The following is a 13,967-nucleotide window of genomic DNA, read 5'->3' as shown; positions in this document are numbered from 1 at the left end:
TCGTCCTTCTCCCAACCAGCGGCGAAGGATGTCATAGATGCGCCCATAGCAAGAAGAGCTGCTGCAGAAAGAACTGCAACATATTTAGTCTGCTTTCTCATTTAATGCACACTCCTTTTTCCTTTGTGTTTTTGTAAATGCTTTTTCTCGAAATTCCTGATCGCATTACCGGCACATTATACAGCCTTCTTCAGAAATAATCAAGTCAGGATTAAAACTTTCTTAATCATTTCCGTGGAATCCTTTTATGTTCCCGGTTCTCCGATTACAGTTCACATTATAATATACTGCTTTTTGGATTGCTATAAACACTTTCTAATTGATTTCTTACGGAAACGTTACAATTTGAGACTTGTTTTCGTAAGGTTTGAATGCAATATTTCCTGCAATATCTGCGTTATAAAAGGGTCAATTCCCTTTTTTCATGCGGTTTCCATTGTTTTTCCCGAATTCCCGTTATAAAATGTTCATATGAATTATATTTAAACCCTTTATTGAACAACATATGGAATGTATTCTTACGGAGGTTTTATGGATCGGATCGGAATGGTCATACGCAGCTATTATGAACATGATGCGCTCTCACAGCGTGCATTGGCCGATCTTCTCGGCGTATCCCTAGGAACCGCCAATGCACTTGTGGCAGATTGTACGGCAAAGGGATTCCTCGCGGAAGTCCCGGGAACTTCGCTGCGCAAGATGACACACCGGATCACCGAGAGTGGAATCGCATATCTGGAAAACTATCGTGTCGACGGCGCCGTAATCTTTGCGGACCGCCCGCTCGGCGATCTCCATTCGATCTTTTTATACGGATTCGAATGCCGCGACCAGCAGATCACATTTCCGGCGTCAGCGCTTATGCCGCTTCCGCTGCGGAGCCTTAACGGGGAGGTGCTGATCGAGCGGCTGATCCGTCAGCTAAAAGAGGCCGGAATCCGGGATATCACGGTTGTCATCGGATACATGAAGGAAATGTTTGAATACCTCACGGACCAATTTCAAGTCCGGCTTCTCTATAATCCCGGCTTCATCACGCCCGGAACGCTTTCTTCTTTCTGCAGCGCGAAAGATCACATCCGCGGAAAACGGGTTTATCTGCTGAACGGCAACATTTGGCTCCGCACCAATCTCTTTCATACCTATGAGTGCGGTGCGAAAGTGAGTTCTGTATATAAGAAGGGTCCGGTCAGGGAATGGTGCCTTTCCTTAAATAAAAGAAACCGGGTGGAGGAAACGGTTTACGGCGGTGAAAATACCTTGGTCTTTTTCGGCCCGGCCTGTCCGGACCCGGCCACAAGCAAGTTATGGGCTGCAAAGGCGGAACAGGCTTTTTTGATGCCGAAAAATAATGCCACCGATTGGGAATCGGTCATTCTGAGCCGCACCGACGATCAGGAACTCTATGCCGAACGGATTGAGGACGGTCAGATTTATCGTTTTCATTCGCCTTCAGAATTACATACCTTTGGATCCGAACGGGAGAAGATCTCTTCAAGAACCGCAGTCCGCGCAGTAGCGCAGGCATGTGAACTTCCGGAAGCCTCGGTTTCGGTTCTCGGAACGCTCAGTGAAGAAACGGAAAGCCGGGTTTATCTTTGCGACGCCGGTGGAAAACAGCTTGTGTGTCGGATTCCGATCCGTTCCATACACCATTCTTCACTGACAAGCGCCGCATCCCAGAATCCGTTTCAACGGCGTGCGCTTAACCCTTATGCAGGCGAATACGCCGCATACAACGCAGTTCGGCCGCTGCACTTATCCGAAAAGATCATCTCGTTTGATATCGAGACAGGTTATAAGATCTCACGGTATTATGTCAATACTCTGCCTGTTAATCTTTCAGATCCGGCATCTCCGACCACTGTAAAATGTCTCAGTCTTTTGAGGATGCTTCATGACGCCGCGCTTGTCATCGACAGTCCGTATGATCTTGACTCACAGATTTCCGCGCGGGAACAGTTCTGCGGAGACATGGCCGGCTTTCTCTTCGCAGATTACGCAGAAATGCGGGAGAATATGCGAAAAATCCAGAACGACCTTGCTTCGCTGAAACGTCCGCTGGTTCTTTGCCACAACAACCCGTCGGCAGATCGTTTTATTCTCCTTTCCGGCGACAACGTCCGGCTTGTGGATTGGAAAAATGCCGGAATGCAGGATCCGCTTATGGATCTGGCAATGTTTTCTTTGAACAACGATTACGATGAGTGGAAGACGCTGCGAATTCTGGAGATCTATCTCGGAAGGAAGCCGGACGCAGAGGAACAGTATGTAACCTTCGGTCTCGCCGCACTCAGCGGTTTTCTCGGAGTTCTGAGGGCGGTATCCGGCGGAATGCGCGGCATTGATGCCGGCGACAGCACTCTGCGAATGTACGGTTTTGCCAGACGCTACTATCAGATTATTGTCAGGGAGCATTTAGATGATTGCATTAAAGATTGAAGACTTAAAGGAATTTACGAAGCAGCTGTTTACCGGGGAGACTTTTGACCGTTTTCTGGTGAAGGAGGCAGCATTTTCGACGTTCTGCTCGTTTGCAATTGACGGGGAGCTGAGGAGAGGATTTTTAGAAGAGGCCTCTGATTCTTCGGCAGTTTCCGCGGATAACAGCTCTCCGGCTTCCGCTGCCGGAAACTCGTCTCCGGTTCCGGCTGACCGCTACGCGACCTGGAAGTTGCTGCGGCCGCATTGTTTTCAGATCATCAAAGGGAAACAACTCCCGGAGAGTTTTTCGGTTGTCCTGAAACTCCCGGCTGCAGGGACAGAAAAATTCGTTCGGAGCACTGCACCGAATCTGGCAGAGGGAACCGTCTCCGGATTATATCTGAATATCCGATACGCCGAGAAAGCCCTCACCTGTGTCACGGCGGTGTCTTATGGCCAGTTTACGCTGGATAAGAGTGTCGAGAGAGAGTGGGACGAGTCGATCAGGAAGTTTCTGAAGACCGCGGGGATCGCGGCGATGGAAGGGTAATTGCTGCCGGTCGGATCATGATATATCATACCGGTCATCCACCGGGCCGAAACACATTTCACAGATTCCGCCCATTATAGCAATAAACCTGCCAATGTCTCGTGCCAGCACGGACTTTGGCAGATTTACTACATCAATTAAATCCTTCTTAAACCGATTGGACGGAACGATATCAAGCATCAGCGGTAACCTCATCAAACATATCGTCAAATGAACGATATCTCTTATAAGAAGACTTATCTTTCTTCATTTCCTCATACTCAGCCAGAGCGGCTGCCGTCTCTGCATTCGGGACCTGGCGCTTAACTTCAAAAGGGATTCCATTATGAGATACGGCACTCTTCAGAAACATTGTGATTGCGACAGACATATTCAACCCAAGATCATTGAACAAACTCTCTGCATTTTGTTTAAGTTCCGTATCGACGCGAACATTGATATTCGTTGTAGCCATTATCATAGCTCCTTTCTATAGTTCCATCATATCTTGTTGTAATCACATCGTCAATACTGTGTAAAACAATAAACAAAAACTGATAATTGAGGTGCTGATAACTGACAAAAAACTCATATCAACAGAGATCCAACACTGCTGATATGAGTTTTGCTTTGCTATACCTTGCCTTTTTGATTTACACTTACCGGCTCATCACGCTCTGCGCAATCAATCCCGGAACCATCTTATTCTGCTCCCAGAGAGTCGAGAATTCGCCGAAATTCACCGGTGCATTGCTCCGGCCAACCTCAATTGTAATTCCCGGAATGGAGTTTGCTCTCCGCTGAAGCCAGTCCTTGAGTCCGGCCACGCCGTCGCAGGACTGGATCGCATATCCGTTCGCATTGTGAACGAGATTAGCAAATTCCAGTGAAACCGCGGCTTCCCTGTTATTCTCCGTATCCCAGTAAATCACGTCTCCCATCGCGTGATAGTTGATCACGGCGCGGAATCCTTCGCGATCAATGAAATCCGCCAGAGCCTTGCTCTCTGTCTCCGACAGCGGAGCCATTCCCTTATATCCCTGATTCGATGGATGTTCCACCGTCTTTTTCTCTGCCCAACCGGCATCAAAGTTGCGGTTCAGATCCACGCCGCGCGCGTTGGACTTCCAGCGTCTCAGATATTCTTCAAAGGAAACCTGCGTTACTCCCTCTGCGAGATCCTGCGCATACATCTGCTGGATTCCGTTCCGGAGTTCTTCATGTCCGATGCCGCCGAGACCGAACTGACTCAGGCTGACACCATCCGGATTGGTCATCGGAATAAAATGAATACACATATTCTGAAGGAGACTGCTGACCGGAGTTCCGTTCAGTGTTCCGCCATTTGCCGCCCCCTGCAGAAGATTCTCCGCCTGCCGCATCAAGATCGGAACAACGATGTATTCTCTGGCGTGCATTGCGCCCTGAAACAGGATTTTCTTTCGAGCGCCCGTATTACCGATCGCAATGTCATAGATCTGACGGCCATCCGCGGTTGTGCCGATGGATGACACCGTCACAAGATTCGGATATTTTGCCTTGAGGGCATTCATGTCGGCTGACATCTGATCGTAGGAATACCGGTCGACCGGATTTACGATGCTGTCACTATAGCCGGCATTATAGTAATTGTCATTCTGCATAGTCTGTGTGCCGGAACCGCCTGAAGCTCCTGTTCCCCCGGTCTGCGAAGAACTTCCTGAGCCTGCCGGGCCGGTCACCGCTCCGCCGCCGGATGTCCCGGTCCCCGCCGGGCCGGACGCGGAACCGCCGCCCGATGTGCCGGATGATCCGTTTGCCGCCGCACCCGCCGGATCTGTGTTGGACGATCCGTCTGCCCCAGTGATCTCCGATGCCGGGCCGGCATATGCCGTGATTTCACCGGTAATTACGCTTTTTAAGGCACCTGCTGCCTCAGCAATTTCAATCCATTCCGCAGCGGTTCCGCCTGTTGCCGCTAACATTCCGGATGCCATCGGAAGCATTGACGGTGAAAGCGTCAGCAATGCCGCGGTCAGTGTGATCACCGTTGCGGATTTCATGCTCCTTCGTCTGAAAGCGGTTCGTTCTGCAGTCGTTTTGTATTTTCTTACACTTGTGAATTTTTGTTTCATATTTCTTTGTTTCCCACCCAATTATTGCCAAACACATAATACTCTATGTTCCGCCGGAATAGTTGCATTTTTCATAACTATTTCGACGAACGATGTCTATTATAAGCAGATGCGGATAGGGATACAAGATGAATTGTGTCACAGTTTTGCCGCTGTGTAAAATGAATACATACTTATCCTTTTCTCCCGTACTTCCCGAGCAGATACACCGCCAGAGCAATGAGAATGACCACCAGAAAGATTCCGACCATCCCCTGCCCCATGATCTGCAGGGATATAAGGAAATTCTGCATCACACTTGAGTTCATATCACGTCTTCCTTTCTCTCCTTTGCATCCGATACCGATGTTAAACTGTCATTTCCGCTTCATTCTCAATCCGAAAATGCTGTATCGTCCCACGATCGATATCCGGACTATCCGATGCCATTTCTGTCTGACTATGGCATTTTCATCAGCACAGATACTCACCAATACTCACCAATTCTCACAGGTATTGTCCGACCAGCTTGATGACCAGTCCGCCCGCGATCACGGACGCGATCTGGCCGGAGACATTGACCCCGACTGCCTGCATCAGAATAATGTTACCGTTGGACTCGGCTGTCGCAAGTTTCTGCACCACGCGGGAAGACATCGGAAATGCGCTGATGCCGGCTGCGCCGATCATCGGGTTGATCTTAGTGCGAAGAAACAGATTCAGAACTTTGGCGAACAATACGCCGCCGATGGTATCAAAGATAAATGCAATCAATCCGATCGCCATGATGAGAAGCGTATCGACGCGCACGAACTCGTCAGCTCGCATACTGAAGGAAATGGTGATGCCGAGCAGGATGGTGATGAGATTGGCCAGCTCATTCTGCGCGGTTTTGGCAAGATTATCCAGCACACCGCATTCGCGGAGAAGATTTCCAAACATCAGGAATCCGACGAGCGCCACCGATGCAGGAGCAATCAGGCCCACGATGATCGTTGTCAGAATCGGAAAGAGGATTTTGGTCTGTTTCGTAATCTCCCGCGGGTTATACGTCATACGGATCTGGCGCTCTTTATGCGTGGTTACCAGCTTGATCGCTGCCGGCTGGATGATCGGCACCAACGCCATATAGGAGTACGCCGCCACTGCGATCGCGCCGATATAGCGCGAATGCAGAATCTGCGAAACCAGAATCGAAGTCGGGCCGTCGGCGGCGCCAATGATGCCGATCGACGCGGCGTCTTTTAAATCAAAACCGAGAAGTGTCGCGAGACTGATGGCGAAAAAAATGCCGAACTGCGCCGCAGCGCCGAACAGAAACATCACCGGCTGTGTGAGAAGAGGTCCGAAATCGATCATTGCCCCGATGCCGATAAAAAGCAGAATAGGCAAGGCCTCCGACGCCTCAATGGTTGTCTCGAACAGCCACTCGATAATTCCGGCAGTCTCGCCGATACCGGCCATATTCTGGTTGATCACGCCGGACAGCGGAAGATTGACCAGAATCGCTCCGAAGCCCATCGGGAGAAGGAGAGCCGGTTCGTACTGTTTTTTCACGGCAAGCCAGATGAGAAATGTTCCGATCAGATACATGACGATCTGCTGCGGTGTCACCGCAAGAATGCCTTCCAAAAGATATGACATGCGTTACCTCCTTGATTCGTCCATACACAATGATAAACTCTGTCCTCGTATGTTGCTTATGTTTTCCGTTCAAACCAAAATTGAGCAGACATACCGCCCGATACCGTTTTCCAGCCGGCGAGTCATATTCAAACCATGCCGGATGATCCGAAAAAAAGAAGACTTCCAACATGTACGGCATTCTGAGAAACGGGCCATTTCCCCCGTCATCTCAAAAGCGGATACATGTTAAAAGTCTTGTTCCTTGGTGTTCAAAGGGCATACAACCATGGGACAAACCCAGGGTATGTTGATTGTATGCTGAAAACTACTCCCCTTTAACGGTATTCATTTTTCAATCCGCAGAATCACTGTTCTGCTTTCTATTCCGTTTTATTTCTCAGCCGGAACATTGACACCGGCGATCTTAACATTGACTTCCAGAACGGAGAGTCCGGTCATGTTCTCGATGGAATCTTTCACCTTGTCCTGAACGGCAACGCTGACATTCGGAATGCTGTAACCGTACTTGATATTCAGGGAAATGTCGACGTAGACATGATCCTCGTCAACGGTAACTTTTACGCCCTTTCCGAGGTTCTTCATGCCGAGTTTAGACAGCATTTCCTTAGTGTAATCTCCGGCCATGGAGTGAACGCCCTCGACCTCTGTCGCCGCAAGACCGGCAATCACAGCCACGACATCATCCGCGATCTTCACCTCGCCGATGGAATTGCCCGAATAGATTGTATGTGTATTCTCTGCCTTTTCAGCCATGGGATTATCCTCCTCATATTGTTAGCGTTATGCATTATCTGTAAAGTATACCGACATTATAACAAATTGCGGGGGGATAGTAAACTGTGTGAGAAAATACACATGGTTTGACACAACTTTTTCTTTTTCATCGGCATCGACCTATTCTATTTTGCAATATAAACTTGATTGATTCTTGATTTGCAGACGCTATCCATTACATGAAGCAAGCCGTTCTTGACACAACTTTTGACTCAATTGATATCTTAGACAGATTTCTTTGCGATCGGTGAAATAAATTCAAGTTTAAGCTGCATCCCAAGTCCCTCTGCAAGTCGCTTCATCATCGTCAAGCTTGGATTGCGTGTGCCGTTTTCAATGCGACTAATATCTGCCTGAGTAATTCCTGTTTTTATTGATAATTCCTTTTGAGTCATTTTCTGATCATTTCGGGCATTAATCATTGCCTGAATAATGTCATATTCCGGTTGAATCGCATCATACTCTTCTTTTACAAGAGGATTTTTTAAAACTTCTTCCTTATATTTTCTATAGCTGCTCATTTCCCAAACCTCCTCATATAATCATCCCTGTATTTCTTTGCAAGATCGATGTCCTGTTTCGGTGTTTTACGTGTTTTTTTCAACAATCCATTAGTCAAAATTACCTTTTGTCCTACAAAGAAAAAGTAAAAAACTCTGGTAATATTCGATCCTTGTTTAGTACGGAGTTCAAATATTCCATCTCCCATCGGTCCAGAGTAAGGTTCTCGAAGAACCGGACCATTAACTTCCAATAAATCGATAGTGCGGAGCGTCTTCGCCAACATTTTGGGTTCCAATGAATTCAGAAATTCACGAACTGGACAATAACCATCCTTTGTATCATAGAATTCAACTTCGAACATATTTACTCCTTCTCCTAATTCAATAATATGTTGTATAGAACATATTGTCAACCATAGTTTCACTTTTATCTGCATTTTTAGAAAAAGCATTTACACAAAACACAAAGGAAAAAGGAGTGTGCATTAAATGAGAAAGCAGACTAAATATGTTGCAGTTCTTTCTGCAGCAGCTCTTCTTGCTATGGGCGCATCTATGACATCCTTCGCCGCTGGTTGGGAGAAGGACGAGACAGGTGCATGGCATTATTACGACAAAGACGATGACATGGTTACCGGCGAGTGGAAGAAGGACGGCAATAAGTGGTTCTATCTTGACGACGACGGCAACATGGCAATCAACCAGTGGGTTGAGGATGAATACTATGTAGGCGAAGATGGCGCGATGATCACCAATGGATGGGTTAAGACTCTCGAGGATGATGAGGATGTTGACAGCCCGGAAGATACCGGTGAGCATTGGTACTATTTCAATGCCAAGGGTAAGAAGATTCAGGATGCTAAGAAGACTATCGGCGGCAAGACATATCACTTCGGTGAAGATGGTAAGATGCTTACCGGTTGGCAGAATAGCGGTGATAATATTTACTATCTTGGAACAGAGGATGAAGGCTGGGAATCTCGAAACGAATGGAGATGGCTTGAGAAATCCGGAATCGATGATGATACTGATGATCCTGATACCGGTCACAGTGTCCTTGGATGTTACGAAGAAGATGACTGTGATGACGAAGGCTGGTATTGGTTTGATGCATCCGGAAAGCTCTATCATCAGAAAGGCGAAAAAACCATCAAAGGCCGTAAGTTTGCGTTCAACAATCACGGTCAGATGCTCTATGAGTGGGTTTTCAACAGAAAAGTAGATGCTACCTATGGCCAGCTTGATAAAGCAACAGATGGCAATGTCGACATCACTGATATGCGATGGTATCAGGAGAATGGTGATGGCGCAAACAACGGTGCGCGTTATAAGGGTTGGCAGTACATCTCTGGTTCGGAAGCTTTAGATAAAGCCGGTGATACAAACTGGTATTACTTCAAAGACAGTAAAGCAAAACACGCAGATAAGCTTGATGCTACAGCTGAAGCGGGTCGTTCTACTCTCACAAAGGCTGAGCGTAAAGATTGGACCGGTCTGGACGATGAAGGATCACCGGTATACAGAAAGAAAGAAAAGCTCTCCTGGGACGGTAAGAACGGTACATTCTGCTTTGACCAGTTTGGTAGAATGAAGACTGGCCTTCAGTACATTGAAGGCAACACTTACTTCTTTAACGATGACGGTTATATGCAGACCGGTAAGATTTCCAACGTTGAAGAGGCAGATGGCGATACCTTCACCTACTATTTCCAGACCAAGAACACCGGTAAAGGTCATGGCATCACCGGTGAGAAAGATGGATATCTCTACTTCATGGGTAAGAGACTGGAAGCAGATGATGATTACAGAATTTACTACGTAGATAATAATTATTATCTTGTAAACAGTAAGGGTAAACTCCAGAAGACATGCACTAAGAAAGATATCGAACTCTTCACCGGAGATACCGAAGAGGATAAGACTCTTAGCATTAACAACAAAAACTACAGAATCAACCTCGAGAAGGACAAGAATACTGGCGCGATCGATTGGACAAACGAATATAACAAATTCATTAAAGATAATGCTGTTATTCCGCACATCCATCTCGACAGCACAGATAACTACATCTTAGGTAACGAAATTCTTAATGCTACTGAAACAGCATTCGCAGAAGACTATGATTTCCTGAATCAGGCTAAGCTTACAGTTGCTAAGACGGATGCAGCTAATGCTAAAAAGGCCAACACGAAGTAATTCATTCTAACTACTATGTGATCTTCATTTGTCTGAATGAAAATCATGACAGGGGGGGTCCCGCTTCGGCGGGACTCCTTTTGCGTATTTTACTGTATTTTCCCGCTCTTTCCCGTATAACTCTTATCGAACTGAAGTTATCTGCGATGTTATGTTTAATATCTTTACTATATTAAAATAAGGAGATGACGACTATGGAGAAGAAATTGCCACAGGGAATTACACATCGCAAGGACGGCCGCTATATGTGGCGGTTCCAGCATGAGGGAGTATCGTACAGCGGATACAGTGCCCATTTAAAAGACGCGGAGATCGCGATGTATCGCAAGAAATATGAAGTTTACAATCATTTGTGTGAACGCATGACGACGCCGACGATGAATCAGTGGTTTCTGGAATGGATGACTATCTATAAAAAGAACTGTAAGGCCGTGACGGCGTATTCTTACTGGAAAGCATATAAAAACTACATTGCCGATGATTTGGGGGATTACCGCCTCGATCAGATTCCCGCCAAAGAGCTTCAGGAGACTATGAACGATCTTTCAGACCACTACTCTCCCACCGTGATCAATACCAGCCGGGTGCTGCTTTACGGAATGCTGGAACAGGCGAGAAAGAATGCAATGATCGAGTTTAATCCGATGAAGAACATCAGCCGGCCGAAGACGCAGGAAAAGCCGAAAAAGCAGGTTCTGACCGCCGAAGAAGAACTGATCTTCCTGAATGCCGCATTGCCCAGCTTTTACTACCCTCTCTACAAGCTGGCGACACTGACCGGGATGAGGATCGGCGAGATCACCGCCCTTCGCTGGAATGACATCGACATGGAAAACCGGCTGATCCATGTCCGTCATACGCTGGATTACACCGCAGAAAAAGGGTTGTTCCTCGAAACGCCCAAGACAAAATCATCCAAACGGGATATTCCGATGATTTCCGCTGCCGCCGAGCTTTTGGCAGAACACCGCAAAGAACAGAAACGGCTACTCCATGAAGCGGCGATGAACGCCGCTCCGGACCGTGGCGATGAAGATGTCAACGCCTGTTCCGCCGTCTGTGTTCCTGCCCTTTCTCCCGATTACAGAGTCAAGAACGGTACGAAAGTCATCCCGAATCTTGTATTTACGAGCCCCTGCGGCAAACCGATCTATCAGGCCTGTGTCCAGAAGGACCTGTCCAAAATCATCACTCCTCTTCTTGCAAATAATAGCATCAGTCACTCTTTCACGTTCCATACGTTACGTCATTGCTTCGCGACGCGCTGCATTGAAAACGGCATGAGTTACAAGACACTGCAGAGCATTCTCGGCCACAGCTCTCTCTCAACGACGATGGATATCTATGCGCACAGTCTGGATGAGACGAGGCGCAGCGAGATGGAGAAGGTTGCGTCATATCTGGATCATTTATGATCGACATCGCTCATCAAAACCCGTTTCACTGATTACTCGATCAATAACAGATCAGGCGACAGGATCTTTGTCCCGCCGCCTGATACATTTTCCGATGATTCATTCCATCTCTAGAAAGGCATCAATATCTTGCGAAAATGATTTCCTTATGTAGCTATATGTTGTTGTGGTTTTACATTTATTCCGTCAATTCGTTTGCTTTTTACGATTTTTTGCAACCAAAGTGCAACCATTAACCTTGCATAAGATTGTAAGGCCTGATATCTGACATATCAACAATCTTACCTGTTACCTTAAGCATATCAAGATCATACTGATTCTGAATGTTAAGCCAAAACTGAGGAGTTGTTCCAAAGTACATTGCGAATCTCATAGCAGTGTCAGCTGTAATTCCTCTCTTTCCGTTTAGAATATCACTGATTCGCGACTGAGGAATATGAACCTCCTTGGCAAGTCTATATGCTGTTACATTCATTGGTTCCAAAAACTCCTCCTGTAATATTTCTCCAGGTGATACAGGTCCTAAATCTATCATATAGGTCACCTCCTTAGTGATAATCTCCAATTTCTTCAATAATTACGTTTCCGTTATTCCAATAGAAACATATTCTATACTGATCGTTTATTCTAATGCTATGCTGGCCTTCTCGATTTCCTTTTAATGCTTCAAGATGATTAGAAGGCGGTATTCTCAAATCATTAATGCTTGCAGCCGAGTGAATCATTACAAGCTTTCTTCTCGCTGTCTTCTGAATGTCATGAGGCAGCTTCGTCGAGAAATTCATATTCCATATTTTTTCGGCCTCTTTATCATGCCATTCTGCTATCATTTACTTCTGTTCTCCATTAGTACTTCTGTTTTAAAGATATACCTTATTACTCGTTTTGTCAATCCTCTACTCAATAAATCTTGTTCATTAACGAATAACAATCCTGAACACGCATATATTCCACCACCTCCTTAAACTTGCTTAAATCTGCACATAAAAAATAGGCATAAAAAATGCGTGGGAAGAAAATCAATTCTTCTCACGCATCTTAAATGCCTTTGATTTTTCTATCTTAATATTATCACTATTCTTTTCCCGCGTATATGTCCAATGTCGGACGAGACGAGACAAAACAGGTCAAAACGAGACAAAATGAGACAGAATATTAAACTGCTGATTATTGCAACCATTTTGCAACCAAACAATTTAAAAATCCAGTATTTATATCTGTTTCCAGCGATAATACATTATTCCATCTCTATAGTGTCTTACTGATTGTTTCCTGATTCCGTCTGCTGAATACGGCTCTCAAAACAATGATGTGTTCGTTTTCTTCATCGACAAAATAATACGCCGTAAAATTATTTACCAGAAAACGCCGAACATCATTTCTCCTTATATACGAATTTTCTACAGGTCTTCCGATCTTCGGATTCCTACAAATCTCTTGAAGAGTATCTTCCAGTTTCGTCACAAAATTTGCAGCCGCAGCCGAGTTTGATAAATCTTCTGCCATATATGATAGTATTTCATCGATATCAGCTTCTGCCATCTCAGTAAAAACATATTCGTATTCTTTAAATACCATGTTTTTCCCTTATTCTTTTCAGCGCAGTTTTGCCGTCAACCACATTTCCGTTCTCATAATCTTCGATTCCCTTATTGACAAGAGCCGCCTCATCAATTTTTCTCATTGTCCGTTCATAGTAGTCGATGTCCATGACAACAAGTCTTCCATATCCATTCTTCGTGATAAAGATCGGCTCATTCGCTTCTGCACACATACGCTCGATTTCAACGGTGTTTTTTAAATCTCTCATTGGAACGATCTGCATAGAGTCCTCCTTTCTGTGGCCAAATTATAGTATATATTTGGTCGCATTTCAATTTTTATTTCCCTTACATCTCAAAATTATTTATGATACGGCTCATGGCTGATGATCTTAAAGCTCCGGTAGATCTGCTCCAGCAGAATAACACGCATGAGCTGGTGCGGGAAGGTCATTTTGGAAAAGCTGAGATGGTAATCCGCTTTCTTCAGGACCGCCTCGGAAAGACCGAGGGACCCGCCGATAATGAACTGAATGTGGCTCACGCCGCTGACGGTCTTTTTCTCAATCAGTTCGGCCAGTCCCTCAGAGCTTTTCATCTCACCGTCAATGGCAAGGGCCGCGGTAAATGCGGATTCATCCCATTTTGCCAGAAGACGTTCTCCTTCCGTAATACGGATCTGCTCTTCTACTGCCGGTGGAGCATTGTCCGGTGTCTTCTCATCCGGCACCTGGATGATCTCCGGCTTGCAGTAGCGGCCGAGACGCTTCATGTATTCGTCAATGGCGCCGTTCCAGTACTTTTCTTTTATTTTTCCGACGCAAAGAATGGTGATTTTCATTGGT

Annotated in this window: 16 protein-coding genes; 4 read left to right on the top strand and 12 right to left on the bottom strand. The window is 46.0% G+C overall.

The features are described 5' to 3' along the window. Window positions 1-531 precede the first annotated feature (531 nt). Window positions 532-2,442 (top strand): phosphotransferase, encoded by a 1,911-nt coding sequence (locus BR86_RS0112570; RefSeq protein ID WP_031474413.1) that lies wholly within the window; start codon window positions 532-534, stop codon window positions 2,440-2,442. Next, window positions 2,423-2,974 carry a DUF5721 family protein gene (locus BR86_RS0112565; protein WP_031474411.1) on the top strand — a complete coding sequence of 184 codons (552 nt, stop codon included), beginning with the start codon at window positions 2,423-2,425 and terminating at the stop codon, window positions 2,972-2,974. The genes BR86_RS0112570 and BR86_RS0112565 overlap by 20 nt, the downstream gene beginning before the upstream one ends. Before the next feature lie 172 nt (window positions 2,975-3,146). Here BR86_RS0112565 and BR86_RS0112555 read toward each other — a convergent pair whose 3' ends face one another. The 7 genes from BR86_RS0112555 to BR86_RS0112525 all read right to left on the bottom strand — a co-directional run bounded on the left by BR86_RS0112555 (window position 3,147) and on the right by BR86_RS0112525 (window position 8,332). Further along, entirely contained in the window at window positions 3,147-3,428 is a 282-nt protein-coding gene (locus BR86_RS0112555; RefSeq protein WP_031474409.1) for a type II toxin-antitoxin system RelB/DinJ family antitoxin, read from the bottom strand. Between the two features lie 184 nt (window positions 3,429-3,612). After that, on the bottom strand, window positions 3,613-4,995 hold the full coding sequence (locus BR86_RS0112550; protein WP_051684801.1) for a M14 family zinc carboxypeptidase: 1,383 nt from the start codon (window positions 4,993-4,995) through the stop codon (window positions 3,613-3,615). A 245-nt stretch (window positions 4,996-5,240) separates the two neighbouring features. Continuing rightward, window positions 5,241-5,375, bottom strand: coding sequence for a hypothetical protein (locus tag BR86_RS16450; RefSeq protein WP_278245608.1), 135 nt, complete (start codon window positions 5,373-5,375; stop codon window positions 5,241-5,243). Between the two features lie 178 nt (window positions 5,376-5,553). Continuing rightward, window positions 5,554-6,690, bottom strand: a complete 1,137-nt coding sequence (locus BR86_RS0112540; protein WP_031474405.1) for a sodium ion-translocating decarboxylase subunit beta — start codon at window positions 6,688-6,690, stop codon at window positions 5,554-5,556. Window positions 6,691-7,062: 372 nt separating this feature from the next. Further along, on the bottom strand, window positions 7,063-7,446 hold the full coding sequence (locus BR86_RS0112535) for an Asp23/Gls24 family envelope stress response protein (protein WP_031474404.1): 384 nt from the start codon (window positions 7,444-7,446) through the stop codon (window positions 7,063-7,065). 245 nt (window positions 7,447-7,691) lie between these two features. Then, complete coding sequence (locus BR86_RS0112530) at window positions 7,692-7,988, bottom strand: helix-turn-helix domain-containing protein (protein WP_031474403.1); 297 nt, start codon at window positions 7,986-7,988, stop codon at window positions 7,692-7,694. Further along, on the bottom strand, window positions 7,985-8,332 hold the full coding sequence (locus tag BR86_RS0112525; protein ID WP_031474402.1) for a type II toxin-antitoxin system RelE/ParE family toxin: 348 nt from the start codon (window positions 8,330-8,332) through the stop codon (window positions 7,985-7,987). Before BR86_RS0112525 ends, BR86_RS0112530 begins: the two co-directional genes overlap by 4 nt. 127 nt (window positions 8,333-8,459) lie before the next feature. On the opposite strand from BR86_RS0112525, the gene BR86_RS0112520 reads away from it, so the two are divergent. Both BR86_RS0112520 and BR86_RS0112515 read left to right on the top strand, forming a co-directional pair. After that, entirely contained in the window at window positions 8,460-10,166 is a 1,707-nt protein-coding gene (locus tag BR86_RS0112520; RefSeq protein WP_051684800.1) for a hypothetical protein, read from the top strand. A 194-nt stretch (window positions 10,167-10,360) separates the two neighbouring features. Beyond that, complete coding sequence (locus BR86_RS0112515; protein ID WP_031474398.1) at window positions 10,361-11,581, top strand: tyrosine-type recombinase/integrase; 1,221 nt, start codon at window positions 10,361-10,363, stop codon at window positions 11,579-11,581. A gap of 232 nt (window positions 11,582-11,813) precedes the next feature. Here the strand turns inward: BR86_RS0112515 and BR86_RS0112510 are convergent, their stop codons facing one another. The 5 genes from BR86_RS0112510 to rlmH form a co-directional block, all read right to left on the bottom strand. Continuing rightward, the gene (locus BR86_RS0112510) at window positions 11,814-12,116 is read right to left on the bottom strand and encodes a HigA family addiction module antitoxin (protein ID WP_022750486.1); all 303 of its coding nucleotides are present in this window, start codon (window positions 12,114-12,116) and stop codon (window positions 11,814-11,816) included. A gap of 13 nt (window positions 12,117-12,129) precedes the next feature. After that, on the bottom strand, window positions 12,130-12,411 hold the full coding sequence (locus BR86_RS0112505) for a type II toxin-antitoxin system RelE/ParE family toxin (protein WP_031474395.1): 282 nt from the start codon (window positions 12,409-12,411) through the stop codon (window positions 12,130-12,132). Between the two features lie 418 nt (window positions 12,412-12,829). Continuing rightward, on the bottom strand, window positions 12,830-13,159 hold the full coding sequence (locus BR86_RS0112500; RefSeq protein WP_031474393.1) for a type II toxin-antitoxin system RelE/ParE family toxin: 330 nt from the start codon (window positions 13,157-13,159) through the stop codon (window positions 12,830-12,832). Beyond that, a complete protein-coding gene (locus BR86_RS0112495; RefSeq protein WP_031474391.1) occupies window positions 13,149-13,406 on the bottom strand; it encodes a type II toxin-antitoxin system Phd/YefM family antitoxin in 258 nt (85 codons plus the stop codon). The genes BR86_RS0112500 and BR86_RS0112495 overlap by 11 nt, the downstream gene beginning before the upstream one ends. A gap of 77 nt (window positions 13,407-13,483) precedes the next feature. After that, window positions 13,484-13,963, bottom strand: a complete 480-nt coding sequence (rlmH, locus tag BR86_RS0112490) for a 23S rRNA (pseudouridine(1915)-N(3))-methyltransferase RlmH (RefSeq protein WP_031474389.1) — start codon at window positions 13,961-13,963, stop codon at window positions 13,484-13,486. Between the last annotated feature and the right edge of the window lie 4 nt (window positions 13,964-13,967).

This window comes from [Clostridium] aminophilum DSM 10710, assembly GCF_000711825.1.
GTDB classification, from domain to species: domain Bacteria; phylum Bacillota; class Clostridia; order Lachnospirales; family Lachnospiraceae; genus Clostridium_R; species Clostridium_R aminophilum.
This window is presented reverse-complemented; position numbering and strand designations above follow the sequence as displayed.

Excerpts from the sequence above, each read along its gene's own strand:
- BR86_RS0112570 (WP_031474413.1), top strand. The coding sequence starts at position 532 with ATGGATCGGATCGGAATGGTCATACGCAGCTATTATGAACATGATGCG.
- BR86_RS0112565 (WP_031474411.1), top strand. The coding sequence starts at position 2,423 with ATGATTGCATTAAAGATTGAAGACTTAAAGGAATTTACGAAGCAGCTG.
- BR86_RS0112555 (WP_031474409.1), bottom strand. The coding sequence starts at position 3,428 with ATGGCTACAACGAATATCAATGTTCGCGTCGATACGGAACTTAAACAA.
- BR86_RS0112550 (WP_051684801.1), bottom strand. The coding sequence starts at position 4,995 with ATGAAATCCGCAACGGTGATCACACTGACCGCGGCATTGCTGACGCTT.
- BR86_RS16450 (WP_278245608.1), bottom strand. The coding sequence starts at position 5,375 with ATGAACTCAAGTGTGATGCAGAATTTCCTTATATCCCTGCAGATCATG.
- BR86_RS0112540 (WP_031474405.1), bottom strand. The coding sequence starts at position 6,690 with ATGTCATATCTTTTGGAAGGCATTCTTGCGGTGACACCGCAGCAGATC.
- BR86_RS0112535 (WP_031474404.1), bottom strand. The coding sequence starts at position 7,446 with ATGGCTGAAAAGGCAGAGAATACACATACAATCTATTCGGGCAATTCC.
- BR86_RS0112530 (WP_031474403.1), bottom strand. The coding sequence starts at position 7,988 with ATGAGCAGCTATAGAAAATATAAGGAAGAAGTTTTAAAAAATCCTCTT.
- BR86_RS0112525 (WP_031474402.1), bottom strand. The coding sequence starts at position 8,332 with ATGTTCGAAGTTGAATTCTATGATACAAAGGATGGTTATTGTCCAGTT.
- BR86_RS0112520 (WP_051684800.1), top strand. The coding sequence starts at position 8,460 with ATGAGAAAGCAGACTAAATATGTTGCAGTTCTTTCTGCAGCAGCTCTT.
- BR86_RS0112515 (WP_031474398.1), top strand. The coding sequence starts at position 10,361 with ATGGAGAAGAAATTGCCACAGGGAATTACACATCGCAAGGACGGCCGC.
- BR86_RS0112510 (WP_022750486.1), bottom strand. The coding sequence starts at position 12,116 with ATGATAGATTTAGGACCTGTATCACCTGGAGAAATATTACAGGAGGAG.
- BR86_RS0112505 (WP_031474395.1), bottom strand. The coding sequence starts at position 12,411 with ATGATAGCAGAATGGCATGATAAAGAGGCCGAAAAAATATGGAATATG.
- BR86_RS0112500 (WP_031474393.1), bottom strand. The coding sequence starts at position 13,159 with ATGGTATTTAAAGAATACGAATATGTTTTTACTGAGATGGCAGAAGCT.
- BR86_RS0112495 (WP_031474391.1), bottom strand. The coding sequence starts at position 13,406 with ATGCAGATCGTTCCAATGAGAGATTTAAAAAACACCGTTGAAATCGAG.
- rlmH (WP_031474389.1), bottom strand. The coding sequence starts at position 13,963 with ATGAAAATCACCATTCTTTGCGTCGGAAAAATAAAAGAAAAGTACTGG.